The 25,546-nt window shown below is 49.2% G+C and carries 26 protein-coding genes and 1 riboswitch; of the genes, 6 read left to right on the forward strand and 20 right to left on the reverse strand.

Annotated features, from left to right (window positions below):
* Positions 1-209: 209 nt before the first annotated feature.
* Together LAJLEIBI_RS13195 and LAJLEIBI_RS13200 are read right to left on the reverse strand one after the other, a co-directional pair.
* Positions 210-1,142, reverse strand: a complete 933-nt coding sequence (locus LAJLEIBI_RS13195) for a DMT family transporter (RefSeq protein ID WP_006442600.1) — start codon at positions 1,140-1,142, stop codon at positions 210-212.
* Between the two features lie 73 nt (positions 1,143-1,215).
* Positions 1,216-2,088 (reverse strand): LysR family transcriptional regulator, encoded by an 873-nt coding sequence (locus tag LAJLEIBI_RS13200; RefSeq protein WP_006442601.1) that lies wholly within the window; start codon positions 2,086-2,088, stop codon positions 1,216-1,218.
* 123 nt (positions 2,089-2,211) lie between these two features.
* Between LAJLEIBI_RS13200 and LAJLEIBI_RS13205 the strand changes: the two genes are divergently transcribed.
* A complete protein-coding gene (locus LAJLEIBI_RS13205; protein WP_040434877.1) occupies positions 2,212-3,369 on the forward strand; it encodes a M20 metallopeptidase family protein in 1,158 nt (385 codons plus the stop codon).
* A 49-nt stretch (positions 3,370-3,418) separates the two neighbouring features.
* Here LAJLEIBI_RS13205 and LAJLEIBI_RS13210 read toward each other — a convergent pair whose 3' ends face one another.
* The 5 genes from LAJLEIBI_RS13210 to LAJLEIBI_RS13230 all read right to left on the reverse strand — a co-directional run bounded on the left by LAJLEIBI_RS13210 (position 3,419) and on the right by LAJLEIBI_RS13230 (position 8,335).
* A complete protein-coding gene (locus LAJLEIBI_RS13210) occupies positions 3,419-4,657 on the reverse strand; it encodes a [Fe-Fe] hydrogenase large subunit C-terminal domain-containing protein (protein WP_006442603.1) in 1,239 nt (412 codons plus the stop codon).
* 195 nt (positions 4,658-4,852) lie between these two features.
* Positions 4,853-5,338: a pyridoxamine 5'-phosphate oxidase family protein gene (locus tag LAJLEIBI_RS13215; protein ID WP_006442604.1), complete on the reverse strand. Its 486-nt coding sequence runs from the start codon at positions 5,336-5,338 to the stop codon at positions 4,853-4,855.
* A gap of 12 nt (positions 5,339-5,350) precedes the next feature.
* Positions 5,351-6,013 (reverse strand): ECF transporter S component, encoded by a 663-nt coding sequence (locus LAJLEIBI_RS13220; protein WP_006442605.1) that lies wholly within the window; start codon positions 6,011-6,013, stop codon positions 5,351-5,353.
* A gap of 66 nt (positions 6,014-6,079) precedes the next feature.
* Positions 6,080-6,209, reverse strand: a riboswitch (FMN riboswitch).
* 114 nt (positions 6,210-6,323) lie between these two features.
* Positions 6,324-7,088 (reverse strand): cyclase family protein, encoded by a 765-nt coding sequence (locus LAJLEIBI_RS13225; protein WP_006442606.1) that lies wholly within the window; start codon positions 7,086-7,088, stop codon positions 6,324-6,326.
* An 89-nt stretch (positions 7,089-7,177) separates the two neighbouring features.
* A complete protein-coding gene (locus tag LAJLEIBI_RS13230) occupies positions 7,178-8,335 on the reverse strand; it encodes an SAM-dependent methyltransferase (RefSeq protein WP_006442607.1) in 1,158 nt (385 codons plus the stop codon).
* Between the two features lie 148 nt (positions 8,336-8,483).
* Between LAJLEIBI_RS13230 and LAJLEIBI_RS13235 the strand changes: the two genes are divergently transcribed.
* From LAJLEIBI_RS13235 to LAJLEIBI_RS13245, 3 genes are all read left to right on the forward strand, one after another.
* Positions 8,484-8,810, forward strand: coding sequence for a PadR family transcriptional regulator (locus LAJLEIBI_RS13235; protein ID WP_006442608.1), 327 nt, complete (start codon positions 8,484-8,486; stop codon positions 8,808-8,810).
* On the forward strand, positions 8,807-9,496 hold the full coding sequence (locus LAJLEIBI_RS13240) for a hypothetical protein (RefSeq protein ID WP_006442609.1): 690 nt from the start codon (positions 8,807-8,809) through the stop codon (positions 9,494-9,496). The genes LAJLEIBI_RS13235 and LAJLEIBI_RS13240 overlap by 4 nt, the downstream gene beginning before the upstream one ends.
* Before the next feature lie 89 nt (positions 9,497-9,585).
* A complete protein-coding gene (locus tag LAJLEIBI_RS13245) occupies positions 9,586-10,263 on the forward strand; it encodes a Crp/Fnr family transcriptional regulator (protein WP_006442610.1) in 678 nt (225 codons plus the stop codon).
* 79 nt (positions 10,264-10,342) lie between these two features.
* On the opposite strand, the gene LAJLEIBI_RS13250 is transcribed toward LAJLEIBI_RS13245, so the two are convergent.
* The 6 genes from LAJLEIBI_RS13250 to LAJLEIBI_RS13275 form a co-directional block, all read right to left on the reverse strand.
* Complete coding sequence (locus LAJLEIBI_RS13250) at positions 10,343-11,668, reverse strand: dicarboxylate/amino acid:cation symporter (RefSeq protein ID WP_243126302.1); 1,326 nt, start codon at positions 11,666-11,668, stop codon at positions 10,343-10,345.
* Between the two features lie 159 nt (positions 11,669-11,827).
* Complete coding sequence (locus tag LAJLEIBI_RS13255; protein WP_006442612.1) at positions 11,828-12,589, reverse strand: LamB/YcsF family protein; 762 nt, start codon at positions 12,587-12,589, stop codon at positions 11,828-11,830.
* Positions 12,590-12,635: 46 nt separating this feature from the next.
* On the reverse strand, positions 12,636-13,595 hold the full coding sequence (locus LAJLEIBI_RS13260) for a D-2-hydroxyacid dehydrogenase (RefSeq protein WP_040434878.1): 960 nt from the start codon (positions 13,593-13,595) through the stop codon (positions 12,636-12,638).
* Positions 13,596-13,646: 51 nt separating this feature from the next.
* Positions 13,647-14,597 carry a 5-oxoprolinase subunit C family protein gene (locus LAJLEIBI_RS13265; RefSeq protein ID WP_006442614.1) on the reverse strand — a complete coding sequence of 317 codons (951 nt, stop codon included), beginning with the start codon at positions 14,595-14,597 and terminating at the stop codon, positions 13,647-13,649.
* A complete protein-coding gene (gene pxpB, locus LAJLEIBI_RS13270; RefSeq protein ID WP_006442615.1) occupies positions 14,597-15,325 on the reverse strand; it encodes a 5-oxoprolinase subunit PxpB in 729 nt (242 codons plus the stop codon). The genes LAJLEIBI_RS13265 and pxpB overlap by 1 nt, the downstream gene beginning before the upstream one ends.
* A gap of 141 nt (positions 15,326-15,466) precedes the next feature.
* Positions 15,467-16,378, reverse strand: a complete 912-nt coding sequence (locus LAJLEIBI_RS13275) for a LysR family transcriptional regulator (RefSeq protein ID WP_149301924.1) — start codon at positions 16,376-16,378, stop codon at positions 15,467-15,469.
* Between the two features lie 153 nt (positions 16,379-16,531).
* On the opposite strand from LAJLEIBI_RS13275, the gene LAJLEIBI_RS13280 reads away from it, so the two are divergent.
* Complete coding sequence (locus LAJLEIBI_RS13280) at positions 16,532-17,806, forward strand: aminotransferase class V-fold PLP-dependent enzyme (RefSeq protein WP_006442618.1); 1,275 nt, start codon at positions 16,532-16,534, stop codon at positions 17,804-17,806.
* A 56-nt stretch (positions 17,807-17,862) separates the two neighbouring features.
* Positions 17,863-18,996 carry a glycerate kinase family protein gene (locus LAJLEIBI_RS13285; RefSeq protein WP_006442619.1) on the forward strand — a complete coding sequence of 378 codons (1,134 nt, stop codon included), beginning with the start codon at positions 17,863-17,865 and terminating at the stop codon, positions 18,994-18,996.
* Positions 18,997-19,070: 74 nt separating this feature from the next.
* Here the strand turns inward: LAJLEIBI_RS13285 and trxA are convergent, their stop codons facing one another.
* The 7 genes from trxA to LAJLEIBI_RS13320 form a co-directional block, all read right to left on the reverse strand.
* Complete coding sequence (gene trxA / locus LAJLEIBI_RS13290) at positions 19,071-19,382, reverse strand: thioredoxin (RefSeq protein WP_006442620.1); 312 nt, start codon at positions 19,380-19,382, stop codon at positions 19,071-19,073.
* A gap of 70 nt (positions 19,383-19,452) precedes the next feature.
* Positions 19,453-21,135, reverse strand: coding sequence for a MutS-related protein (locus tag LAJLEIBI_RS13295; protein ID WP_040434879.1), 1,683 nt, complete (start codon positions 21,133-21,135; stop codon positions 19,453-19,455).
* An 80-nt stretch (positions 21,136-21,215) separates the two neighbouring features.
* On the reverse strand, positions 21,216-22,604 hold the full coding sequence (locus tag LAJLEIBI_RS13300; RefSeq protein WP_006442622.1) for a sensor histidine kinase: 1,389 nt from the start codon (positions 22,602-22,604) through the stop codon (positions 21,216-21,218).
* On the reverse strand, positions 22,595-23,212 hold the full coding sequence (locus tag LAJLEIBI_RS13305) for a response regulator transcription factor (protein ID WP_050765538.1): 618 nt from the start codon (positions 23,210-23,212) through the stop codon (positions 22,595-22,597). The genes LAJLEIBI_RS13300 and LAJLEIBI_RS13305 overlap by 10 nt, the downstream gene beginning before the upstream one ends.
* Positions 23,213-23,256: 44 nt before the next feature.
* Positions 23,257-24,018 (reverse strand): lantibiotic immunity ABC transporter MutG family permease subunit, encoded by a 762-nt coding sequence (locus LAJLEIBI_RS13310; RefSeq protein ID WP_006442624.1) that lies wholly within the window; start codon positions 24,016-24,018, stop codon positions 23,257-23,259.
* Entirely contained in the window at positions 24,015-24,797 is a 783-nt protein-coding gene (locus LAJLEIBI_RS13315) for a lantibiotic immunity ABC transporter MutE/EpiE family permease subunit (RefSeq protein ID WP_006442625.1), read from the reverse strand. The genes LAJLEIBI_RS13310 and LAJLEIBI_RS13315 overlap by 4 nt, the downstream gene beginning before the upstream one ends.
* A gap of 1 nt (position 24,798) precedes the next feature.
* Complete coding sequence (locus LAJLEIBI_RS13320) at positions 24,799-25,506, reverse strand: lantibiotic protection ABC transporter ATP-binding protein (protein ID WP_006442626.1); 708 nt, start codon at positions 25,504-25,506, stop codon at positions 24,799-24,801.
* Positions 25,507-25,546: the final 40 nt, after the last annotated feature.

A 25,546-nucleotide genomic window follows, 5' to 3' on the forward strand; every position in this document is an offset into this window, starting at 1 on the left:
AAGGGGTCAGACCCCTGCTGCGTCAGGGGTCTGACCCCTTTGGAAATTCTTTAAGTTATCTGATAATTCATGGAACAAAGCCTCTTATATCATAAAAATACTCTTTACCTGTTAACCAAGTAAAGAGCATTCACAAAGTCCCAAACATTATAATAACACATTTATCTTCCATCTGTCTACAGTTTTTTCTAACCGCATACCAGGACTTCTTATACTTCGCCTGTGGCCGGAACTTGACTTACCGTATTCTTCTCTTCCGTCCGCAAGGATGAATAGAGGGCAACTCCGAGTATGACGATCCCGCCGGCGATCTCCCGCGCTGTCGGCATCTCACCAAGGAGTATGAGCGCATACAAAACGCCATACACCGTCTCCATCCCTGAGATAATTCCCGCTGTCTGGGCTTTTACCCCTTTTTGCGCGGACACATACAGAGAATAGGCAAATGCCGTACATATGATTCCGATAAATGCCACGCCGAGGACATCTTTAAACTGCCAGCTCACTTTGACCCACGCAAGTGCCGGAAGCAGAACGACCGCGGCTGTCCCCTGTTCATAAAGACATATGATCCGGCCCGCGTACCGGCCGGAAAAGTACCGGTTGGCGAGCGTCATCACCGCATATGTCACACTGCACAGCATCCCCCATATAATGCCGACTGTTATATGATTGTCCAACGAAAATTCCGGAATAGTGATCACCACACCGATCAGCAGTATGACAGCTTTCATAATATTTCCCGCGCTGATCCTTTCACGGAAGACGAGCGGCTCCAGAAATGTCAGAAATAACGGAAATGTAGAAAATGTGATCGTCCCGACCGCCACCGTAGACACCTGGATCGACTGAAAAAACGTAGTCCAGTGCACTGCCATAACGATACCGGTCAGTATGATCAGTATATAATCCTTCCTGCAGTTCAGCCTGAGCCGTTCCTTTTTCACCAAAGCGATGACAAGAAGCAGCAGAGAAGAGCTTACTACCCTTCCAAGAGCTACCATGATGGCCGGGACATCCACGAACTGGGCGATCACCCCCGACACCCCGAATAACATTACTGCAATGTGCAGACATATCACATTCTTTTTATTCTTTTCTGTTTTTTTACTCTTCTCAGTTAGATCCCGTTTTCTGCTCATTTTTGCCCCACTCCTAATAATCGTTTTCTTTTACTATTTTATATCAAATCAAAGACTATAATAAAAGCCGAAATTATATAAAATGTATTGTATTTTTCAAAAATTCAATCAGCTTAATTTCTTGTTTAGTAAGTGTAGTATCAGAAAGAAAAACCGCACATACATTCATTTTAAACTCATTATCTATTATCGGAATATAACAAAATTCTGGATTTTTTGAATTAGATGTAAGAGTTAAAAGAGAAAAATATTTGTTATTCTTCAGCACTAAAAATAATTCATCTCTATTCTGTACCTTTAGAGAAAATTTAGAGTCATATATATTACTAAGTACAGATTTTTTGGGTACTGCTGTATAATAAGTCAAAGGATATTTTAGAGTTTCACTGATAGAAATACTTTTTTTGTTGGCGAGGGGATGAGTCTTACTGACAACAGCGTATATTTGTACAGCTTCAAAAAGCATAAGATATTGCAAATTATATTGCTTTATCTTCTCTATAAAGCCGTTTAAATCTAATTGATATATTGGCAAAATCCCGATACGGACTTTTTGGCATATGACATCACTTATTGTTTCAAGCGGTTCCGTTCTACGAAGCAAATTAGAAAGTAAAAGACCCTGTTCTTGAAATTCAAGAAGTGCTTCGAGTATATAAGATAAATAAATAAATGAAATAGAAACCATTTTATCTGAGGAAGACAACGCTTCTATTTTTTTATATTCCGCAATAATATTTTGGGCTATTTCAACAAATTTTTTTCCATTTTCCGTTAATTTAACTCCTTTAGGCGTCCTCATGAAAACTGTAAATCCCAATTCCTGCTCACATCGTTTTACGATATTGTTTAGCGAGGGTTGAGAAATGTACAGTTTTTGTGAAGCACTGTTAATCGAACCGCATTGAGAAATAGTAATTAGTTGTTTTAAATGATGTATTTCCATATTTTGATTTCCTTTTAGTTATAACATATTTGTTATAACAGATATAAAACTAAACTTCAAGACAAACATATGAAAAAGGGATAAAATAATTATCGTAAGAATTTTAAGAAAGAGAGGGAAAATATGTATTCTTCAATTTATGCTGAAAGCAGAAAAATGTATAACGAACTTATAAAATGGCGTAGAGAACTTCACAAAGTACCTGAATTGGGGCTTGAACTTCCTAAAACAGTTTCTTTTATAGAACAAAAATTGACGGAATGGGATATTCCATTTGAAACAAAAGTCAACGGAAATTGTGTTATTGGTTATATAGGTACAGGGGATAAATGTTTGCTTCTTAGAGCAGATATGGACGGACTTCCTATTCGTGAAGAAAGCCAACTGCCTTTTGCTTCGCAAAACGATAATATGCACGCTTGCGGACATGATATACATACGGTCGCATTGTTAGGGGCTGCCAAAATAATAAAAAAACACGAAAAAGAGTTAAAAGGAAGAATTAAACTATTATTTCAGCCCGGAGAAGAAACGTTCGAGGGAGCTAAGGCAGTTATTGCGGAAGGAGTATTGGAAAATCCTAAAGTAGACGCGGCTTTTGCAACTCATGTGGCGTCCGTTATCCCCGTAGGAACAATCGTTTATGGAACTATGACAGGAACATCCGTCTTTGGCTTTAAGATAACAATAACAGGAAAAGGTACACATGGTGCTATGCCTCAGAACGGAATAGATCCTATCAATGTTGGTGTTCATATTTATCAAGCATTGCAAGAGCTAATTGCACGTGAATGTACCCCGAGTAAAGAAGTAACTTTGACAATAGGGCAATTTAACTCTGGAACAGCAAATAATATTATTCCGGAAACAGCGATTTTACAAGGTTCACTTCGTACATTTGATAGTGAATTAAAACAATATTTAATTACGAAAATTGAGGAAATTGTAAATAATATTTCCAATGCTTTTCATGCAGAAAGTAAGATAGATGTTTTAACAGATATACCTGTACTATGCTGTGATGAAAAAAGAAATATGGAAATCGCTAAGGCGTTAAGTTCTATGAATACAGAATTTAACATAGTATCCGGGTTACATACAACTGGTTCTGATGATTTTGCAGTATATGCAAGTAAAGTACCATCTTCTTATTTTATAGTAGGCGCTAAAGCTGATTCAGATAATATTTATGCACATCATAATCCTAACGTATGTTTCAATGAACAAGTTTTGCCGATTGAAACTGCGGTATATGCATGTGTAGCTATGGACTGGAAATAGCTTAGGTTCGTGCAAAAGTCTCTGCATCAGCCGGCTGTAATGTATCCGTTCACGGATTATAGAAATCCCGCGTCAGCAGCGTGTCATCTCTGAGCAGTTCTTCTACTGTTTCAATGCCAAGTTCTTCCAGTATCTTACGCACATACGGATTCTCAAGAGGCGTTCTAAACGGCGACTCCTGCCCGTATTCATCTACAAGCTGCGTCCCGGTCTCTCTGTCGAGGATCGCCTTCGGCCCTCCGACACATCCTCCGACGCAGCCCATCCCCTCAAAAAAGTTGGCGTCTGTCTCTTTGTTTTTGATTCTCTGGATCATAGCCATACACTCTTTCGTACCGTTCGCCTGTTCACCGCGCACCGCAATGCTTCTATCCGGCCTTAACTGCTCCACCATCTCGGACACGGCTCTGCTCACCCCGCCGGTCCTCGCATAGAGGCGGCCGGCCTTAGAGGCATGTTCTTTCCGGCTGTCCTCAAATTCTTCCGGACGGATATCCGCCGCCTTAAAGATATCCAGCACTTCCTGGAACGTAAGCACATGATCCACTGCGTCACAGATATCCGGTTCCCTGGCCTCCTTCTTTTTCGCCAGACAAGGCCCTGCAAATACAGTGACCGCATCCGGGTGTATTCTCTTGATCATCCGCCCGCAGGCCACCATCGGCGACACGGCTCCCGGTACATGGGGCATCAGTTCATGGTAGATCTTTCGTATCATAGCGATCCATACAGGACAGCAGCAGCTTGTGAGCTGATAGTCTCCCTGCTTTTTCACATGCCGGTCAAATTCCAGCGCCTCCTTCAAGGTCAGTATGTCTGCAAACAGGGCAACTTCCACCATTCCGGTGAACCCCAGCGCCTTAAAAGCCATCCGCAGCTGACCGGGAGAAATACCGTCTCCAAACTGTCCGAGGAACGCCGGCGCGACCATCATATAGGCCGGCCCCTCGGCCTCTCTCACAGCCTTCATGGCAGGGAGTACGTCTCTGCCTGCGCTCAGGCGCTTCTCTTCGCACGCATCAATGCATACACCGCATCCGGTACAAAGAGACGGGTTGATCCTGGCTTTTCCGTCCCCGTCAATCTCAATCGCGTCAAAGATACAGCTTCGCAGACATGCACGGTCAAACGCACATTCCCTGCACTCCTTTTCCTGTACTACAGGCGCATACCGCTTTGGATGAAGCAGGCAGTCCAGATGCCGCGGGTCATATTCTGACGGCAGAGGCTCCTTAAGTGTTATCTTACGCTCAAGCACAGCCTGGTAAAGTTCTTCAAATGTCTTCATAGTCTATTCCTCTTTCTTTTCCGGCAGGGCAGTAAAAACACATGCCTTCACAGACATTATGGACCAAAAAAGGCATTTTCATCCACCCTGAAGGCACGTTTTCCCAACGTGCGCCAAATCATGCATTCACCGCGGGCCGCAGACACAGCGCGCACAAAACGATACCCCGGCAGAGGGAACTGCCGGGGTATCTGTCTATTTCTCATCGTACATCTTAACTTCTAACTCCTTTTTTTCAAAATCAATAAATAACTGGAACGCATAACCGTCGTCACTCGTATCCCATATTTCCACATATTTCGGCGACACCTCTATGAGGATCTCCGTATCTTCATGGCTGTATTTATTGTAACTCTGCCAGAGATATTTCCGGTAGCCCTGCGCGAACCGCTGTCCCGGCTCCTCTGCCACAAGTCCCTTGTTGACAGCTGTTCCTTCCACCTGCACTCCGCTCCAGCACATGGCCACATTCGGATTCTCAAGCAGCTGTTTTGTCTTGCGGAAATTCTTATCCGTCTTAAAATAAATCTTTTCGTCATAGAACAGGCAGCTTACATTTCTCACCATGACATAATCGTTCAGGCTGGAGGCAAGCGCCATGATCTGACTGTTCCCAAGCATCTCAAACATGCGGCTCACCGCCTGCTCGTACGTAATATCTTTGTCCAATGTAAATTTCATGATTTCTCTCCTTTATTTGTTTATGACCCCTTTTATCACACGGCTCAGCCTCTTATAAATGATAAATGTAACAAGAGAGGTGACGCCGTATTTGATCAGATTGAACGGCAGAATGCCAAACACTGCCATCGTGGCCGCGTTTTTCACTGCCGGGTTCACCGTACTGCACATGGCTATAATGTCGTCCATGGACATGCCGAACAGTTTTACATAAAATGGAATGATCAGATACAGATTTGTAAATACAGCCACGACCGCCACAAGCAGCGAACTGACCGCCATGCCCGCGACCGCCATCTTCCTGGACTTGTTCCTGTGATAGAGCAATAAGGCCGGCAGTACATAAGTACAGCTAAGTATCAGATTCTGCAGTTCACCTGTTCCGAGAGAAAAACTGCCCTGCATCACAAGCTGCAGCATGATCTTCACAATAATAATGCACAGAGCAGCCACCGGGCCGAACATAAAGCCGCCCAGCATCTCCATCAGGCCGGAAAAATCAAACGACAGGAACGGCGGCATAAAGGGGATCGGAAATCGGAACAGCATCAGCACCGCGCTGACCGCCCCCATCAGACCGATAAAAGCTATCTTCTTTACCCTCATCCGCGCGTCATCCCGCGTCTGTACTTTCCCGCCTCCGGTTACATTGATCGTCTCATTTGTCTCGTTCATACTGAATCCTCCTCAAAAAAATAACCCGGCACATCAAATACAATGTCCCGGGCGTGATTACGCAGAAAATGTCTTTTCTCATCCGGACTATACCGTCGGTTCTGGAATTCCCTTTACGGGTCACCAGATCAGCCGCTTTACGCGGGTCATGGACTATACCATCGGTAGGGACTTGCACCCTGCCACAAAGACTTCTTTATTCTTTTTTGAATAGGTGATTGCAGTAACATCATCTGCTGTTTCTTATTATATACCTGTCTTAAGTACGTGTAAACCAAAATTTTACATTACTGGATATTTACCGGATATCTCAGTCTTCCTGCTCCGGGGCGATCGCCCATACCCGCGCCGGAAGACCTGTTGCGCCTTCTATAGGCGGAAATGCCGCGATAACGATGGCGCCCGCCGGGGGCACCTGGTCGAGGTTACACAGAACTTCCACCTGCAGCTTCCCGCTGCCAAGCACATACCTCTCACACGCAAGGTCTCCGGCCCGCTCCGCAAGCGCCGAAGCGTCCGTATCCAGCGTCTCATGGCCGTTCGCCGCCGCATTCCGCTCCTCGTAGATATATTTCAGCGCCTCCATCGACCATCCGGGGGTATGTTCTCCCCCATCCTTGTCAAAATTACAGACCGCATCCATGGACGGCCAGCGTTTTCCCCAGTCTGTGCGGAGCGCGACGAAAGCGCCGTCCGGAATGTCTCCATACTGCTCTTCATACGCCTTGATATCCTCCACGGTGACCGCATAGTGCACATCTTCCTTAACCTTATCCGAGATATCGATCACGACAAGCGGATATACCATATCTCTGACGCCATACTTCTCAGACAGCTCTCTCCCTTTTACAAAATGTCCGGGAAAATCGATATGAGTTCCAAACTGTCCCGGAAATTTAAATGTCTGGATGAGACAATCCAGCATATCATTGCCCCAGTCAAAAACAGTCCGGGACAGATCCACCGCTCCGTCCGGAATTCCGCCCCAATACGGGCTTTCATTGTTCAGCGGATGAGACAGCTCGATCCACCGGCAGCGTTTCAGCCGCTCCAGGTCCTTCCACAATTGATACATCTTAACGCACCTCCTTTACTATGCATTATAACCTGATTATGAAGGTGCGGCAAGACGCCCGGCAACAATATTGATCAGAGCAGCCTTCCTTATACGACTCTCGTCATGGGCAGTTCATTATTGATCCCGTTCGTCATGACTATCTGGTGCAGATCTATGATGCCGTTGTGGAACGTCGCGGCGCAGGAGGCAAGATACAGTTCCCACATGCGCATAAATTCTCTCCCGTACTTCTCCGTTATCTCTTCTCTGTGCCTGAGCAGGTTCTCCCGCCAGCAGAGCAGTGTCTTTGTATAATGACGTCTCAGACTCTCCACATCCGTCGCATACAGCTTTCTGTCGCCCATCAGATGGATGATCTCCCGCAGACTCGGTATGACGCCGCCCGGGAAAATGTATTTCTTGATGAACGCATCTCCCGGAAATTCCTGAAGCGCGCTGATATAATGCAGCAGAAACAGGCCGCCCGGCTTCAGGACCGACTGCACACATTCGAGAAACAGCGGATAATTGCCTCTGCCCACATGCTCCAGCATACCGACACTCACCACTCTGTCAAACGAAAGACCCGATGCCTTCAGTTCACGGTAATCCATAAGACGCACGTCCAACCGGTCCCCGAGTCCCTCCTCCTCAATATCCTTACGGAACTTGGCGTACTGCTCCCGGCTCAACGTGATTCCGATTCCTTTCACTCCGTAATTTTTCACTGCGTGTTTCAGGAGAAATCCCCAGCCGCATCCGATATCGAGCACGGTCATTCCCTCTTCCAGATACATCTTATCCAGAATATGCTCCACCTTATTGACCTGCGCCTCATAGAGCGTATCAGACTCTTCCTTAAAGTAACCGCAGGAATAGCTCATCGTCTCATCCAGCCAGAGCCTGTAAAAGTCATTTCCGATATCATAGTGGGACGTCACCTCTTTTTCCTGGCTGCGGATGTTCTTTGACGTATATAAAATACGGCGCAGCGCTCCCCGGTTTACACGGAACTTTCCCATTTCCCCGAGAAAACTGTCAAGCACCTCAAACAAATCCTTATCCACATCAATATCTTCCCGCATATACGCCTCGCCGAGGGCAAGCGACGTACTGTTAAGGAGCGCCCGCTTTGGAATATCACGATTGATCTTTACGGTAAACTCAGGGACAGCGTCCCCGATCGTGATAAATTCTTCCGCCGTCTCCAGATTAAAACTGACCGGTATGATCTTCTGTAAGTATTCTGTAAAAAATTCATTCATAGCTCTCTCCTTTGCCAGACCGAATATACTTTTGGATTATTTCCATTTCTTCCAGAAAAATACACAATACGATTGACATACAGCTATCTTGTGATACAATATAGTTAAGAACATTGTAATGCAAGGTAGATGAAAGGAAGTAGCGGAAATGGACAAATCACAGCTTATGAAAGGTATACTGGAAGGCTGTATCCTGAAGATCATCGACCAGTCTGAGACCTATGGATACGAAATTGTCGTCAAGCTGCAGGAAAATGGATTCCAGGATGTAAAAGAAGGCACTCTGTATCCGCTGCTTCTGCGGCTGGAAAAGAAAAAGCTGATCCTGGCCTCCTACAAGCCAAGCCCCCTTGGCCCGAGCAGGAAATATTACTCCCTCACCCGGGACGGCCGGGAATATCTTGACAGCTTCTACGTTAACTGGCAGGAAACCTGCCTTTCTGTGAAACGAATTTTTAAGGAGGATAAAGTATGAACCCATTCAGAAACGAACTGAAGAAGTTAGACAGAGAAAACGATGAACAGTCTGCCTATATAGAATGCAGGGATAATTACGTGGCGGTCCAGAACATGGTCCGTTACCTATCCTCCTCTTCCCTGTCTCTTTTCCAGGTACAGATCATACGGAAGGACTTGATCGGCATGGCGGTTGAGGGTGAAAAGGAAGGACTTACAGTCCGGGAAAAGCTCGGCGTGGAACCGAAAGAATTCTGCGATGATATCATTCAGAGCGGAGACAATAACGCGCGCCGCGAGCATCTGCTCAATGCCGTTGTAAATACCGCCCAGTTTGCCGCCTTCTGGTTTACGTTCCGGTTCCTCGGCTTTTACGCAAACCCCGCCAGCTACACACTCACATGGGGAGACGTTCTGACCATCTTTTTGTATTATTTTATAGGCATCTTTCTGGCGACATACATCCGCAACAGGCTGTCCATATGCTCCAGTCCTGTGCTGCGCTGGCTTCCGTATCTAACGATCTTTTTCGTCGTCATATGCGGTTATACACTGTCAATGAAGTTTTACACTCCGATCAATGAGTCGTTCATCATCATGATAAACGGCTGGTATGTCGAATGCGCGGCCGTAGCGCTGGCCCTCGCTGTAACTTTGCTCGCCAACATGCACTGGCGCCGGTGCGCCCGGAAATATGCATGCTGACTGTCATCCGTCATTCTTTTTTCATCTTCCGGCCGGATCTGTGATATACTGTTTTAAAACAGTATAAATGGAAAGGAAAGGATGGTTCTATGCTGAAACAACAAGAAGATATTAAATTATTGAAAGAAACACTGACTTTCTGGAACCAGCTTACCGATATACAGCAGAAAATGCTCATTGAAAGCGCCGTGTCCAGTTCATACCCAAAGGGTAAAATACTCCACAGCGCCGACTACGAGTGCATCGGAACACTCATCGTCAAATCCGGCTCTTTGAGAGTCTACATACTCTCTGAGGACGGAAGGGAGATAACCCTGTACCGGATAAACGACGGTGAGATCTGCGTACTGTCCGCATCGTGCGTTCTGCAGTCCATCACCTTTGATGTCTACATCGACGTCGTATCTGACTGTGAACTGATACAGCTTTGCTCCAAAGCGTTCTCAGCTATCATCGAAGGCAACATATATGCGGAGGCATTCACATACAAGCTCACGACCGAACGTTTCTCGGACGTCATGTGGGCCATGCAGCAGATACTGTTCATGAGCTTTGACAAAAGGCTTGCCATATTTCTGCTCGATGAGGCGGCGTCTCTTCACTCCGATGAGATCAGGCTGACTCATGAACAGATCGCCAGACTCATGGGAAGCGCCAGAGAAGTCGTGACCCGTATGCTGAAATACTTTTCCTCCGAAGGATATGTGGAGCTTTCCAGGGGAACGGTCAGGATCACCGATAAAAACAGACTCAAAGCTCTCGTCTGACAGCAGAGATACAAGAAAGCCTGCCGGCTTTTACATACCGGCAGGCTTTCTTCTCTGCATTTCACTCTGTCCATACGGACTAGCTGTTATATATCTCTTTATTCAGTTCTTTCTCTTTTGCGTTCACGATCACATTTGTTGCGGCATCGCCGATAACGTTCAGCGGAAGCAGCGCCATCTCGACCGGACGGTTGATGGCGACCACAAGCGCATAACCGATGAGGCAGGCTTCGGTCGTCCAGCCCATTCCCGACAATACGGTAAATATCATCGTCGTACCTGCGATCGGTATGGCCGGCGTCCCCGCCGCCGCGCAGATAGATAAAAATGCCATGACGATAAGATTGGCCGGCGTTACGTCTATTCCCGCGGAAGTGGCGATGAAAGTGACCGCAAACATGTGCATGACCGTCGTTCCGTTCATGTTGATCGTCATACCGGTCGGAAGCACAAAGCTTGTAACTTCCTCACTGCATCCAAGCTCGTCTATACACGTCCTCGTGTTCAATGGAAGACATGCAGCCGAAGAATTGGTCGAGAATCCGAACACACCCACTTTTGCGATCTTCTTTAAAAATTTGAACGGATTCATCTTTGTCGCCAGATAGATGCCTGTGGGATAGAGTATGACAACGAGCAGGAACAGTGTCAGCATTGCCGATACAACGTAAGCTGCTGCCGGCGCAAGGTATTCAACACCGTAGATCGCGAATGTTCTGGATATGAGACAGAAGATCGCCACCGGACCTACCTTGTTGATAAGGAATGTCAGATACATCTGGATCACTTCATTCGCACTTTCCAGCACCTTTTTAAGAGGCGCCGCCTTGTCTCCAAGCTTGTTCATGCACAGGCCGATGATGATCGCCACGACAACGACCGCCAGAATACTGTTGTTCGTGCTGAACGCCTCCGTGATGTTGGAAGGCACCGCATTGACAATGACCGCCAGCGGATTAAAAGCGTCGATGGTAGACGCCTCGGTGACCGCTTCGCTCGGAAGTGTGACGTTAAAGAAACCGAGCGTCTTTACGGCATAGGCCACGACACATCCGAGAAAAGCGCCGCACACGTAAAAGCTGAAAAATCCGGCCAGCGTACGTCCCGCGATCCGGCCAAGCTTTGTAGAATTTGAAATGCTGCACATGGCAAGGCTCAAAGACACAAGCACAAGCGGTACGATCGCAAGCTGCAGACCCCTCATAAATATCTGCCCTACGATATAGAAGATACCAACTGCTCCGACACCGTCCTCCACCGTGATATCCTGGAAGAGGATCTTGTTGATGACATTCCATGCGGCTTCATTCCCGGAAGAGGTAAGCTGCTGGCGGATCAGCAGAAAACCGATACCGACGACCAGACCGCCTGCAAGGGCAATCATCATTTTCTTTACTACTGACATAGGTTCCTTTTTTGTCGCTTCTTTACTCATCTTTTTCTTTCACTCCTTTATCATTTTCATCTGTTTTTTTCGGAAAAAAGGTTGAAAAAAGCACCGGAATAAATCAACGCTGATTTTTCCACATCTTTCATTTCATTGATTTACCCCTGGTGCGTTACACTATCGCTGCAGACTTCTGATCTCTATCCCCTCATCAGCAAAGGTCTCCCGGATCCTCCGTACGAATGCCAGCGCCTTCGGTCCGTCGCCGTGTACGCAGAGCGTATCTCCCCTGATATCCAGTTCCTTACCGTTTATGGAAGTCACTTTCCCTTCCTTGATCATCCTCACACACCGCTTTATAGCCACTTCTTCATCGGTGATCATGGAGCCCTCCATCTTTCTCGGCACGAGTGAAAGATCGTCCATGTACGCGCGGTCCGCAAAGATCTCTGATGCGGCGCGCAGTCCTCTGCTCTCTGCTATCTGACCGAGCACCGCGCCTGCACAGTAATAGATGATAAGGTCTTTGTCGAATTCAGCTGCCGCTTCCACTATCGCCGTGGATATTTCTTCATCATACTGACACTGATTCCCCATCGCTCCGTGAGGGGCCACATGCTGCAGCTTCATGCCATTGCTCTGTGTGAACGCAGACAACGCGCCAATCTGATACTTCACATAGTTTTTTACTTCCTGAAAGGACAGCGCCATCTTTCTGCGGCCGAACCCCATCAGATCCGGATATCCCGGATGGGCGCCTACCATCGCGCCCTGTTCCTTTGCCAGGCGCACGACCTGATCCATGACCATCGGGTCGCCCGCATGCCACCCGCAGGCGACATTGGCTGTCGTCACGTACCGGATGATCTCCTCATCGCCACCAAGTCTGTATGCTCCAAAGCTTTCACCCATATCACTGTTCAAATCCACACTGTACATTTTTCTGACTCCTTTCCTGCCCGCAGCCGGTTTTCCCTATACCTCTTTACTTATTTACGACATTCTGCGGCGCTCCCGCCACAAAACATCGGAGATTTTCCACCGCAATGTTCATAAGCCTCTGGCGCGATTCTTTCGGCGCCCACGCGATGTGAGGCGTAAGGATCACATTTTTGGCGTCCAGAAGCGGATTGTCCATGCGGATCGGCTCTGTAGATACGACATCCAGCGCGGCTCCCGCCACCTTTCCGCTGTTCAGCGCATCCCGCAGATCCTCCTCCACAATGAGCGGACCTCTCGAATCATTGATGATCATAACTCCCGTCTTCATTCTCGAGATGGTGTCCTTATTGATGATCCCTTCCGTATCCGGGAACAGCGGACAGTGCAGCGAGATGACATCTGACTCGGCAAGAAGCGTATCCAGGTCCGCGTAACGGCATGTGTCACTTTCTAATTCCGGCTTTTTATATGCATCGTATGCCAGAACTTTCATTCCGAGCGCCTGTGCGATCTTTCCTGTATCCTGTCCGATCCTCCCAAACCCGATGACTCCCATCGTCTTTCCTGCCAGCTCAACGAGCGGGTATTTCCAGAAACACCAGTCAGGGTTACTCGTCCATTCTCCATTTTTCACCGCGTCGGAGTGCTCTCCAATGTGATGGCACAGTTCCAGAAGCAGCGCGATCGCGAACTGGGACACTGCCGCAGTCCCATATGTAGGAATATTGGATACCGGAATTTTCTTCTCCTTTGCCGCCTCTATGTCTACAATATTATATCCGGTCGCAAGCACGCCGATAAAACGGATCCCGCCGCATTTATCCAGCGTCTCCCGCGTGATCGGCGTCTTGTTCGTATATACAACTTCGGCGTCCCCGATCCTCTCCGCCACTTCCTCCGCCCGGGTACGGTCATAGACTGTAACGTCTCCGAGCGCTTCCATACCTTCCCAGCTGATATCACCGGGATTTAACGTATAACCATCCAATACTACGATCTTCATATTCATTTCCTCCATCTTTTCCTTTTGTTTTCATACTTCCATATACTGCCTTCACCGGCCCAGCTGCTTCTCCAGACGTTCCAGACTCTTAAGCCGCCTCACAAACAAGTTCTGCGCCAGTTCTATGCCGACCCTTACAAAACGGACCCGCATGCCCGGAACACTCTGTGTCAGTTTTGGCAGATCGACGGATATGACTGTGCCTATCTTGCTGTAACCGCCCGTGCTCTGTCTGTCCGCCAGCATAATGATCGGCTGTCCGTTGGACGGCACCTGAATAGAACCAAATGCGATTCCATCTGTTATGATGTTCCCGTCGCCGATATGCTTCAGCGGCTCTTCTCTTTCGAGCCTGCAGCCCATACGATCAAATTCATTCGTTATCTTTGCGCTGTACCAGAAGAAACGCTTCAGTTCCTCCTCTGAAAAGTCCGTATCCTGCGGGCCGGCCACTACTCGGAGCGTCAATTCGCCGGTCGGAAATCTCTCCGGCGCCAGCCTGCGCAGCGGCATATTCGGAAGCTCTGTCTTAGGGCTTGCAAAGCCGATGGCATCTCCCTTTTCCAGTTTCCTTCCCTCAATACCACCCAGATTATTGCGCATGAGAGTCGCCTTGCTCCCCATCACGAGGGGAACATCCAGCCCGCCGGCAAATGCCAGATATCCTCTGCTTCCATTGCCGTCCGTCATCCCAAAGGAAAGCGTATCTCCCGCTCTCACTAAAACTGCCTGATACATAGGCACCGGTTCCCCGTTCACGCACGGAGACATAGATGCTCCGGTCACCGCTATAATATTGTCTTTTTGGAACTTAAGCGTCGGGCCTGAAAAAGTCATCTCAAGCAGTCCTTCACTCCTTCTGTTCCCCGCCAGGATATTGGCCAGATAAAAGGACTGCGTGTCCATCGGTCCGGCCGGTGACACGCCGAACTGCTGGTACCCGAATCTCCCTTCGTCCTGCACCGTGGTCAGTATCCCCGGGTTCTCAACGATAATGCCCATTATTTCACCGCCTTTTCATATGTTTTCAGACGATATGTTCCTCTTCTTACATCTTCTTTGATCTTCTCATATTCCCGCCTACCTACCGGCACATATCTCACCCATTCCCCCGCATGTACGAGGAACGGATCTTTCTTCGTATGATCACAGATGGTAAGCGGTGTGGCGCCTACGATATTCCATCCGCATGGCTGGTCAAACGGAATGAGATTGGACAGGTTGAGCTGTACGACAATAGACTGTCCGGGTATCCTCACCCTCGGCGTCTCCCTCCTTTTAAAATGAAACGGTTCTTCAAATCTGGCCATATACGCGTGTCCGGGAGCAAATCCGAGCATATAGGTATAATACTCATGTTCTGAATGCATACGGATAAACTCTTTTGACGACACATTCTCAACAGCCGCACAGTCTTCAAGATCCGGTCCCAGTTCTCCTCCGTAGCAGATCGGGATCTCTTTCACGATACGGGATCCTTCTTCCACCTGCTCCATGCTCCCAAGCCGGCCTTCTATCTCCTCTTTCAGCCGGCTGTACTGTATCTTTTCCGGCCTATAATGTATCATCAATGAAGCATAGGTCGGAACCATCTCGACGATCCCCTCGACAGGATCGTTCGTAAGGTCCAGGAAAAGCATGCGCACGAGCTGATTCACCTCCAGGCTTATCTCACTGCCCATCTGTACGGAAACAGCCGAGTCACCTGATATAAGAAATTTTGCCTCCATCCGGTGTCCTCCTTTTATTTTGTGGATTATCACTATTTTGTCTGCCTTTTTTCGTTCATTTTTATGGATTGGTTACAGTATAGCACACGAATATTATTTAAAAAAATAAATTATTTAACTATAATATATTAACTTTTTCTATTATTGACCGGCAGAATCCCAGCCCTTCTGCCTCAGATATCCGTCCAGCCTGTCCTCAAACACCTGCACGGCTTTCAATGTCGCCTCATTCGGAAATTTGTGCTTTATCTTATATGTGATCCTCTCCGGAGGCTGGATCTGATTGCCGAGCTCACTTACATACACAGGCCGCAGACTGCGGATACGTTCCACCACAGAGACCGGTGCGATCGCCCACATCTGTTCTTTGGACAGGAGATGGAACAACAGCTCAAACGTATCGACCTGGATGCGCGGACGCTCTCCTCTGGACACCCACTGGTCATGCCAGATCTGGTAATTCGCCTCCCAGCTTACATATATCTCCCGCCCCAGATCGAGCTCATCGGTATGGATGACCGGTTTCCTGAGCCGCGTCTCATCTGCCTGTATAAGATACATCTTCTCCTTTAACACTGGTTCCGCCACAATATTTTTAAAATGCAGATGGTGGTATACAAACCCGAGGTCAATATCGTGATTTTCCAGAAGTCCGTATACCTCATAAGAGTAATGTGTCTTAATGAGCAGATTCATTATCATCTCTTCTTCATCCAGCATATCCCGGTAAAGGTCAAATAATATGGCACTGTTCAGCGTATCTGTACAGGCGCCCGTCAGGTTCAGCTTCTCCTGGCTGTCTTTCAGCCGCTGCATTTCCTGCCAGATCGACACCCACCGCTCGGCGATCGGGATAAACTCCTCGCCCTGTGCCGTAAGTTCGATCTGCTTGTAGCCCTTCTTTCTCGTTATGAGCTTCACTTCCAGTTCATCTTCCAGCGATTTCAGCCTGTGGCTTACCGTAGGCTGCGACAGGAACAGATTTTCCGCCGTCTTTGTAATATTCTTTGTCTTTACGATCATTAAGAAAGTTTCTATCTCTGACAGATTCATATATTTCCTCCTTTTATCTTCCCGTTTCCATGCATCTGTTAAATATAAATTTTATTAATATTATACAATGAAATTATTCATTTCTCAATTTTTATCGTTCATGCTATGATGAATTAAAAGATCAAAAAAACGTCCAGATAAGGAGGATGAAAGATGAACACTGAACATGGAATTTTATTTTCTGACGCGTATCAGAAAAGTTTAAAAGAACAATTTTATCATGCAGATGAAGACCCGGAGCACGGCACTCGCCTCTTTTTTGAGAACTCCGGCGGCTCTCTGAGACTGAAGAAAGCTGTGGAAGTTAAATGCGCTGTAGAACAGTTTCCGGACTGCCCGGAACGTGTGCGCGGGAGAGGCCTGGAATTACAGTCCTATGTAAAAAACGGAACAAAGGAGATCCTTGAAGTTGTATTCGGCGCGCTGCTGACAGAGCTGTCAGCTTCCCAGGCAATGTACCAGGCGGTCGGCGCTGTCATGGAAAATGTGAAATGGGGAACCAATGCGGTCACCTCCTCGCTGGAGCATCCGTCCGCGCATGATGCCGTGGAATACTACTGTAATAAAACAGGAAGAGAATTCCGCGTAGTCCCCGCCAACAAGACGACCGGAGGCATTGACCCGGATGAAGTGATGAAGTATGTAGATAAAGATACCTGTCTGCTTAGCATTATGGCCGCCTCCAACATCTCCGGAAACATTATGGATATCAAAGAGATCACCCGGCGCGCCAGAGAGATCAATCCTGACATCTATGTAGTGAGCGACGCTGTACAGCACGCGCCCCACGCCGTTATCGACGTGGAAGACTGGGGTGTGGATATCGCGAACTTTGCGCCTTACAAGTTCTTCGGCATCCGCGGATGCGGTTACGCATATGTATCAGACCGGGTAGCTGTAATGCCGCACCACAAATTAATACATAAAGAGGCTGATGTCTGGTCGCTTGGAACACCCACTCCGGCTAACTTCGCCGCAATGATGGCCGTCATCGACTATGTATGCTCCATCGGCTCGCATTTCTGCGACGCCGCGGACAGACGGGCGCTGTATGTGGAGGGTATGAACCGGATCCATCTGCAGGAGAGAGCGCTGCTTTACCGTATGCTGGAAGGAACGAAAGAAGTTCCCGGACTGCGCCATATTAAAAATGTTGAAGTATATGTGGATATGGAAGACCTGACATATAAAGATCTGATCATTGCCATGGGGATCCGGGGAATTGAATATTCCGAGTGTGTCCAGAAATATCTGGAGCATGGCGTCACCGTGTTTGAGCGCCTGAGAAGCAGCATGTACTCTAAAAGAATTGTAGAAGCGCTCGGTATCGAAGGAGCCATCCGCGTATCCCCGCTGCACTGCAACAGCGCCGATGACATCGACAGATTCCTGAAAATAACAGCAAAGATCGCCGAAAGCGTTTCCTGACGGCCGCGCATATGTGATATGCTTGATATATCAACAACCAAAAGGAGCATAGAAAAATGAAAGTTGTAATTGCTGTGGACTCATTCAAGGGGAGCCTGTCTTCCATGGAAGCCGGGCGCGCCGCGAAAGCAGGCATTCTTGCCGCCAGGCCGGATGCCTCTGTCATCGTGAAACCTCTGGCGGACGGCGGAGAGGGAACAACGGACGCTCTTGTAGAAGGCCTGAACGGGAAAAAAATTGACATCACTGTCACCGGCCCTTTGGGACAGCCGGTGTCTGCCAGTTACGGATATCTGGAGGAAACTTCCACTGCCGTGATCGAAATGGCCGCAGCGGCAGGTATCACTTTAGTCCCTCCGGATGAGAAAGACCCGCTTTCGGCCAGCACATACGGCGTCGGGGAAATGATCAGCGACGCCCTCGTCCGGGGATGCCGCAACTTCATCATCGGCATTGGCGGCAGCGCCACGAACGACGGCGGGATCGGCATGTTAAAAGCGCTCGGCTACCGCTTCCTGGACAGAGACGGCAAGGATGCCGGGGAAGGAGCGGCCGCCCTCGGACGTGTAATGTCCGTTGATACGGACGGGCGGAATCCTCTGTTGTCCGAATGCTGCTTTCAGGCAGCCTGCGATGTGACAAACCCGCTCTGCGGAAAGAACGGCGCTACGTATATCTATGGCCCCCAGAAGGGTGTGACGCCGGACATGCTGGAAACGCTTGACGCACATATGGCCCACTTTGCCGCAGTCACGTTCCGGACATTCGGCGCCGACCATAGCGGCGCGCCCGGCGCCGGAGCTGCCGGCGGACTCGGCTTTGCCCTTCTCAGTTATCTGGACGCTTCTCTCACACCGGGCATCGACCTGATCCTTGAAGCAGTGGATCTCGAATCAGAGCTTGCCGGCGCCGATATCGTCGTCACCGGCGAAGGCTGTCTCGATGCCCAGACCGCCATGGGAAAAGCCCCTGCAGGCGTGGCAAGGCTTGCGAAAAAGTACGGTATAAAAGTCATCGCGTTCGCCGGAAGTGTGACAAAGGAAGCATCGGCCTGCAACCAGGCCGGCATCGACGGCTTCTTTCCCATCGTGCGCGGCGTCACAACGCTGGAGGAAGCCATGAAGCCAGAAACGGCACGGGATAATATGGCTGCAGCGGCGGAGCAGGTATTCCGGATCATAGACAAATAAAAAAGGCCTCTGTCTTGTGATATGTACCCAGAAATCTGGACACATTACTTGACAGAGGTCTTTTTATCTGTTTTCTACACTTCCAGCATAGCCTTCAGTTCTTCTTTTGACTTGGCGCCAACTTCTGATTTTACTTTCTGCCCGTCCTTGAATACCATAAGTGTCGGTATGGACATGACACGGAATTCTTTCGCCAGCTCCATCTGCTCATCTACGTTGACCTTGCAGATCTTCGCGTTCTTCACTTCACCGGCCAGTTCCTCAACGATCGGCAGGACCATCTGACACGGTCCGCACCACTCTGCCCAAAAGTCTACGAGTACCGGAACTTCTGATTCCAGAACCTCCTGTTTAAAATTGTCCTTCGTTAAATGTATTGCTGCCATATGATTACTTCCTTTCTATCATTAATCTTATTTTGTTTTGATGTTGTCTCTATTATACACCATTTAAGAATCATTTCTGTGATTTGGTCACAATTATTTCTTCGTAAAACCTATTGGCGCACCCGATCACTTCTTCCGGGAAACCGATCTGCTCAAGAAGTCTTATGGCGTTCGTATTTTTATTGACCTCTCTGTGAATCTTATAGTCAAATATAACATCCTCCGCCTCCGGCTGCTCACTGAAATAATAGTAGTCATAACTGCTCCCTCTCAGCATTTCCAGAAGCTCCAGATCGTGTGTGGCCACGAGTACGATACAGTTCTTATCCTGCAGATACGATAGAATAGCCGCAGACGCCGCCAGCCGTTCGTCCGTGTTTGTCCCGCGGAGGATCTCGTCAATGGCACAGAATACAGGCAGGCGTCCGTCCACGCTGAACGCCGTTCTCTTCAGAGACTTGATCTCGCGGATATAATAACTCTCCCCTCCCATCAGGTTGTCCTTCACTGCCATGGACGATTTGACGTACGTGGCCGGAAGCATAAAACTCCGGGCCGTACACGTATGTATCGTCTGAGCTAATATCTCATTGACGGCGACAGCCTTGATAAACGTCGATTTACCGGATGCATTGGAGCCTGTGATGATCGTATTTTTATTCAGCCTGACACTGTTGTACACAGGATGGCCGATCAGAGGATGATATATATCCTCCATCTCAACAGACAGTTCCCTGTGGAATCCGGGTACGCAAAAGACGGGGAGACTTTTTCTGAATGATGCGACGCACAGAAGCATATCCAGTTCCCCGATCAGTTCATACAGCCAGATAAACGTATCCATCTTTGCGCATATCTCCCGGATGATCTTGTTATACACGGTAAAGTCAAGAAGAAACGCGCCCGTGATATATGCGGCCGCCATCTCCATAAAGTCGCCGGATGCCGACGTCCGCTTTCTGCCGAGCAGATATACAAACTTTTTCTCCGAATGCTTCAGTTCTCCGGCCACGCGGAAAAGTTCCGGAGATACCTGAGCGAACCGTCCCTGCCTGCTGTCCGTTATCTTCTGTGCGGCCCTCATCAGGCCGTAGATTCCTTCTATCACTTCCAGCTGCGTGTCATATTTCCCCTTCATTGTACCGTAAACGGCAAGGTTCACGAGAAACACAACACCCGCGGCCGCAAATATCCACTCCGTGCGCAGAATGAGGCAGAGCAGCAGGCTCACCAGAAAGACCGCCTGCATGATCCTGTAGCTCCAGACATGACGCATCCCGAATGCATCCGCATTATTGAAAAAAGAAGGCACATAATAAAAACTTGGCCGCTTTCCGATCTTGTGGAGTTCATACTGGATCTCTGCCCGTTCCTCCTGCTCAGCCTCAAAAAAGGCGATCTTCTGCTCATACTGTGCAAAACGTTCTTTGTCCTGTGACAAGATCCTGAGTGCTGCGTACAGATACTGCTCCCCGGCAAAAGAGCAGGCCGAATTGATCCGCCAAAACACCTCCTCCATATCGAGGTCGTTCCACGTCTCATCATCGACAAGCCCATTCTCATCACTATGCTCTGCCTCCGCATAATACATGCCGGCCAGTTTCAGATCCAGATCTCTTTTCTCCGGCTTTTTTCCGTACTGATCCCGGATAAAGTCCCGCAGTCTTTTCCGGGCTGCATATCTTGAACAGACCGCTATGACGATCACTGAAACTGCGGCTCCTGCAATAAGTGCAGCGGTATATACATCCATAACATGCCTCTCCTTTTCGTCATGCATTTGTGTTATTGTATTAACTCTTTAATACAGAATACCACCGCCCGGGAAGAAAGTCAACGGCGCCAGAGCGGAAGCCTTACTTTTATCCTGGCTCCTCCCGTCACCTTGCAGTTCCCGGTTTCCATAACTCCCCCCTGCTGCCGGATAAAACGATCCGCAATGTAGAGCCCTATGCCGTAATGACCTTTTTTATGCCTGCTCATATCTCCCTGGAAAAACTGTTCGGAGGCAGCTTTCAGTTCTTTCCCGGTGAAGCCGGGCCCGCTGTCGCAGACGATGGTTTCTACGTACGCCTGCCCGGCCCCGGTCTTTACAGCTGCCTCTATGGTGATAACACCGCCTTTTGGAGTGTACTCTGCTGCATTGGACAGGATATTCATAAATGCGCGGTACAGCTTTTCCTCCTGTACACGGATATCTGCCCCCTCCGTATGTATGGAAGCTTTGACCTGTATCTTCTTTCCCTTTCCGAGATGTTCCGCCTTTTTAACGATCTGGCGCAGAAATGCCTCCGCTTTCAGCACTTTCTCCTCCTCCCGGCCGCTGTTCCCCGTTCTAAGTGTATCCTGAAGAATGATCAGGTAATCTTCTATCTCCTTCACGCTCTCTGTCACATACCGGTTATATTCCCTTACATCCCCGTCACGGGCTGTCTCATGGATCAGTTCCGCATTGCCCCTGATAACCGTTAACGGAGTCTTTATGTCATGTGCAAGCGCGGATATCTGTTCCTTTTTCAGCTCCTCTGACTTCCATTGCTCCTCAAGCGATGTCTTCAGCGCCTCCTTCATCGTAAACAAAGATCCCAGTACATCATCGATCTCTCTGACATCCGAGTATTCCCGGTCAAACTCCAGGTTATTCTCGCGTATCCTGTCCGTCACCTCATTCAGCGTCCTGATCCGTCCGGACAGATATTTGCCGAATTTGCGCGCCGTCCACGCCGTCTGCAGCAGAAACAAAGCCAGTATGACCGCGCAGAACAGCCACTCTGCATTCGGCAGATGCTTCCGGAGGGAAGGATCCGCGAACTGGGCAAGTATGTCATAGCGCACGATGCACGTCTCTTTGTCCTCCCTCTCTATAAACTTGTAAAATGTCTTGAATGCTTTCTGCGTCTCCCCGTTCTCTTTACAGTTCCACGCCGTTCCCTGCTCTTTCTTCTCAAAATTACCGTACAGATAATTTCCGGCTTCGTCATAAACGCCGTACGCGGCGCCGTCAGGTATCATGCTCTCCCCGACGCGGCCGGCTGTCTCAATGTCCTTTGCGCCCTCCTCCAGCCTGTTCAGGGTATACACGGCCGGCTGCAGAAATCCCGTGTTGATCATTATATTCAGCGCGATATAAGCCGCGGCGGCCAGAAGCGCGGACTGCGCGAGAAAAGCCCCGAGATAAGTGAGAAATACCGTATATATTTTCTTCTTTCTTTTTATTTCCATCGGTACCCTATCCCCCACACAGTTTCGATCGGGGAAATACCGGCCGGCTGGCATTTCGCCCGGATGTTTTTGATGTGCTCCGTAATAGCTGTGCTGTCGCTCTCCTTCTCATACCCGAAGATATGTTCATAGATGCGCTCTTTTGAAAACACCTGCCCTTGATGGAGCGCCAGATATTCGCAGATCGCGTACTCGCTCTTCGTAAACGGTATCTCCTGCCCGCCGCACAGCGCTTTCTTTTCCCCCGGCAGAAACTGCATGTCGCCAACAGTCATAAGATGCCGCCTCTTCCGGCTCTCCCGCCTCAGATGGGCCTGCACCCTCGCGCGCAGTTCCCCGATGCCGAACGGCTTGGTAATGTAATCATCCGCCCCAAGGCCGAGTCCTTTCGTGATATCCCCTTCGCCAGTCTTCGCCGTAAGAAAAAGGATCGGGCAGTCTGTACCGCTTCGTATCTCTTCACACAGTGCATAGCCGTCCAGACCCGGCATCATCACATCAAGCAGGATCAGGCTGTACGGTGACAGGTCAAGGTGCAGAACCTCCTCCGGCACCGCCACCGTATCAACCATATATCCGTCCTTTTCCAGGGCGTTCCTTATAAGCATGAGTATATTTCTTTCATCATCTACTGCAAGAATACGTTCTCCCACTATTCCTCACACTGCCTTCCTTCATAATAGTGAAACCAGATAAAGATCCCGGCTGTAATAAGTACCGCCGCCGCTGCGCATACCGCCATCTGTGCCGGCAGTGACCGCGCCGCCGCACTCCACCTTCCCCGGTCCCCTGCCTCATATAATAACAGATAACTGCTCCATCTGCCACTCCACGCGCACGGGACCACAGGCCAGCACCCGTCCCCAAGACCGGTCAGCATAAGCGCGGCCAGGACCGCTTCTACGATACCGGCAGCCATAGACGCCGCCTTCCCGAAGCAAAGACTCAAAAACAGATGGAAGGCATACACCACCATCTGTCCTCCCCAGAGCGCGAGCCAGCCCAGTATATAGAAGTGCGCCGGATACGGGTTCTGTCTTAATATGAATTCATATCCTGCCGCGAACCCAGGAAAGGCGATGGCCGATGCCGCGAGGGAACAGAGGCCAAGCGCCAGCCATTTCCCGAGAAACAGACGGTACTTTCTCCGGCCTGACAGAAGAAAGGTCTGCATATGTCCCTCCTCTTCCAGTTCCACAGACATGGCGCAGACGAGTCCCGCCAGAAACGGATAAGCCACCGCCACAGACTCCATATATCCCTGCACTTTACCTTCCGCGCTCCACGGGGCATATCCATAATAAAGGAGAAAGACCGCCGCGCCTGCCGCCGGCACAAAAATGTGCATCCACAGCAGCTTTGTATGCCGCATCTTGATAAATTCTCCCTGTATAAGCCGCGTCAGTTCTCTCATACCGTCTCTCCTCCTTTTTTCCCGTACCACATTCTGGAGGCCGTCCACAGAATGACGAGCCAGAACAGGCATACGCACATTCCGATCGGCACTGCCTTCATATCCATAAGCTCCGGCGAGTATGTCACGTTCCCTTCCGCCGCCACAAGCCCGTTCGGCAATACTTTGATCAGCGGGCACATCGCTCTCGCCGTCACGGAATACGGGTTGATATACCAGCGTTCTCCAAGCGGGCCCGTCACTGTGCCGGCCACATTCAGCGCAAGATTGGCGAACAGCGCCGGATAAAGTCCAAATTTTTCATTCGCCCACAGACAGAGCGGAATCTGCCATATGCATCCTCCGATCATAACGAGCGCGGCGAGAGCTCCCTGCCGCAGCGTGACTTCTGCCAGCATCTCCATGTCAGCCACAGACTCCGTCAGAATCTGAGCCGCTGAAACAAATGCGAATAGCACAAGATTCCCAAGGACTGCCGCTTTTATGCAGACGAGCACTTTCGCGTCCCACACACGCCTCAGATCGACCGGCAGTACGGTCAAAGCGCGGCCTTCAAGCTTCGTGTCCGCCTGTCCGGTCATACAGCATACAATGGTCAGCATCCCGGGAAGCAGCGATGTATACCACCAGTTATAACCGTCGATGGCGCCGTAACTTCCGGTCAGCAGAAAGGCAGCCGCCACCGTGAGCGCCGGCATGATATAACACAGTTTTGAAAAGAGCGTATGCCTGCACTTCAGCTGCTCCGCTGCATAATAGGTCCGGAAAAATGCACTCATTTTACCATGCCTCCTTCCGGCCTCTGCCCACAGTCTTCATAAAGGTCTCCTCCAGCCGCCCCCGTTTTGGCATACCGCCCTGGAATCCAAGCACGCCGTCCGCCAGAATGCCTATATAGTCCGCCGTCTGCTCTACTTCGCTCAGTATATGGCTGGATAGGATGACTGTGATCCCCTGCTGTGCAAAGGAGCGTATCATCTCCCGCAGTTGTTGTATGCCGTACGGGTCAAGACCGTTGGCAGGTTCGTCCAGTACGAGCAGCCGGGGACTGTCAATAAGCGCAGCCGCTATACCGAGACGCTGTTTCATCCCAAGGGAAAAGTGCCGGGCTTTTTTTCGGCCTGTATCCTTCAGGTCCACGCTAAAGAGCACTTCCTCTATCCTTTCCTCTGAAAGCCCTAGTATCTTTGTGCGCACGAGCAGATTTTCTCTCGCCGACAAGTTCCCGTACAGCGGCGGCGTCTCGATCAGCGCCCCCATATCCCTCAGATTTTCCCTGCTCCACGCCTTTCCGCCAAACAGTATCTCCCCGGAGTCCGGGCGCATCATTCCGGTGAGCATCTTTAAAATGGTGGACTTCCCCGCCCCATTCGGCCCGAGCAGCCCGTAGACGCATCCTTCCGGCACCTGAAGCGACACGTGGGACACCGCCGGATGCCCTTTAAAAGACTTACACAGATCTCTCGTCTCCAGTAACAATCGTTCCATTTTACATATCCTCCTTACAACTATAAAATAAATTACAATT

Source organism: [Clostridium] hylemonae DSM 15053 (genome assembly GCF_008281175.1).
Classification (GTDB): Bacteria; Bacillota; Clostridia; order Lachnospirales; family Lachnospiraceae; genus Extibacter; species Extibacter hylemonae.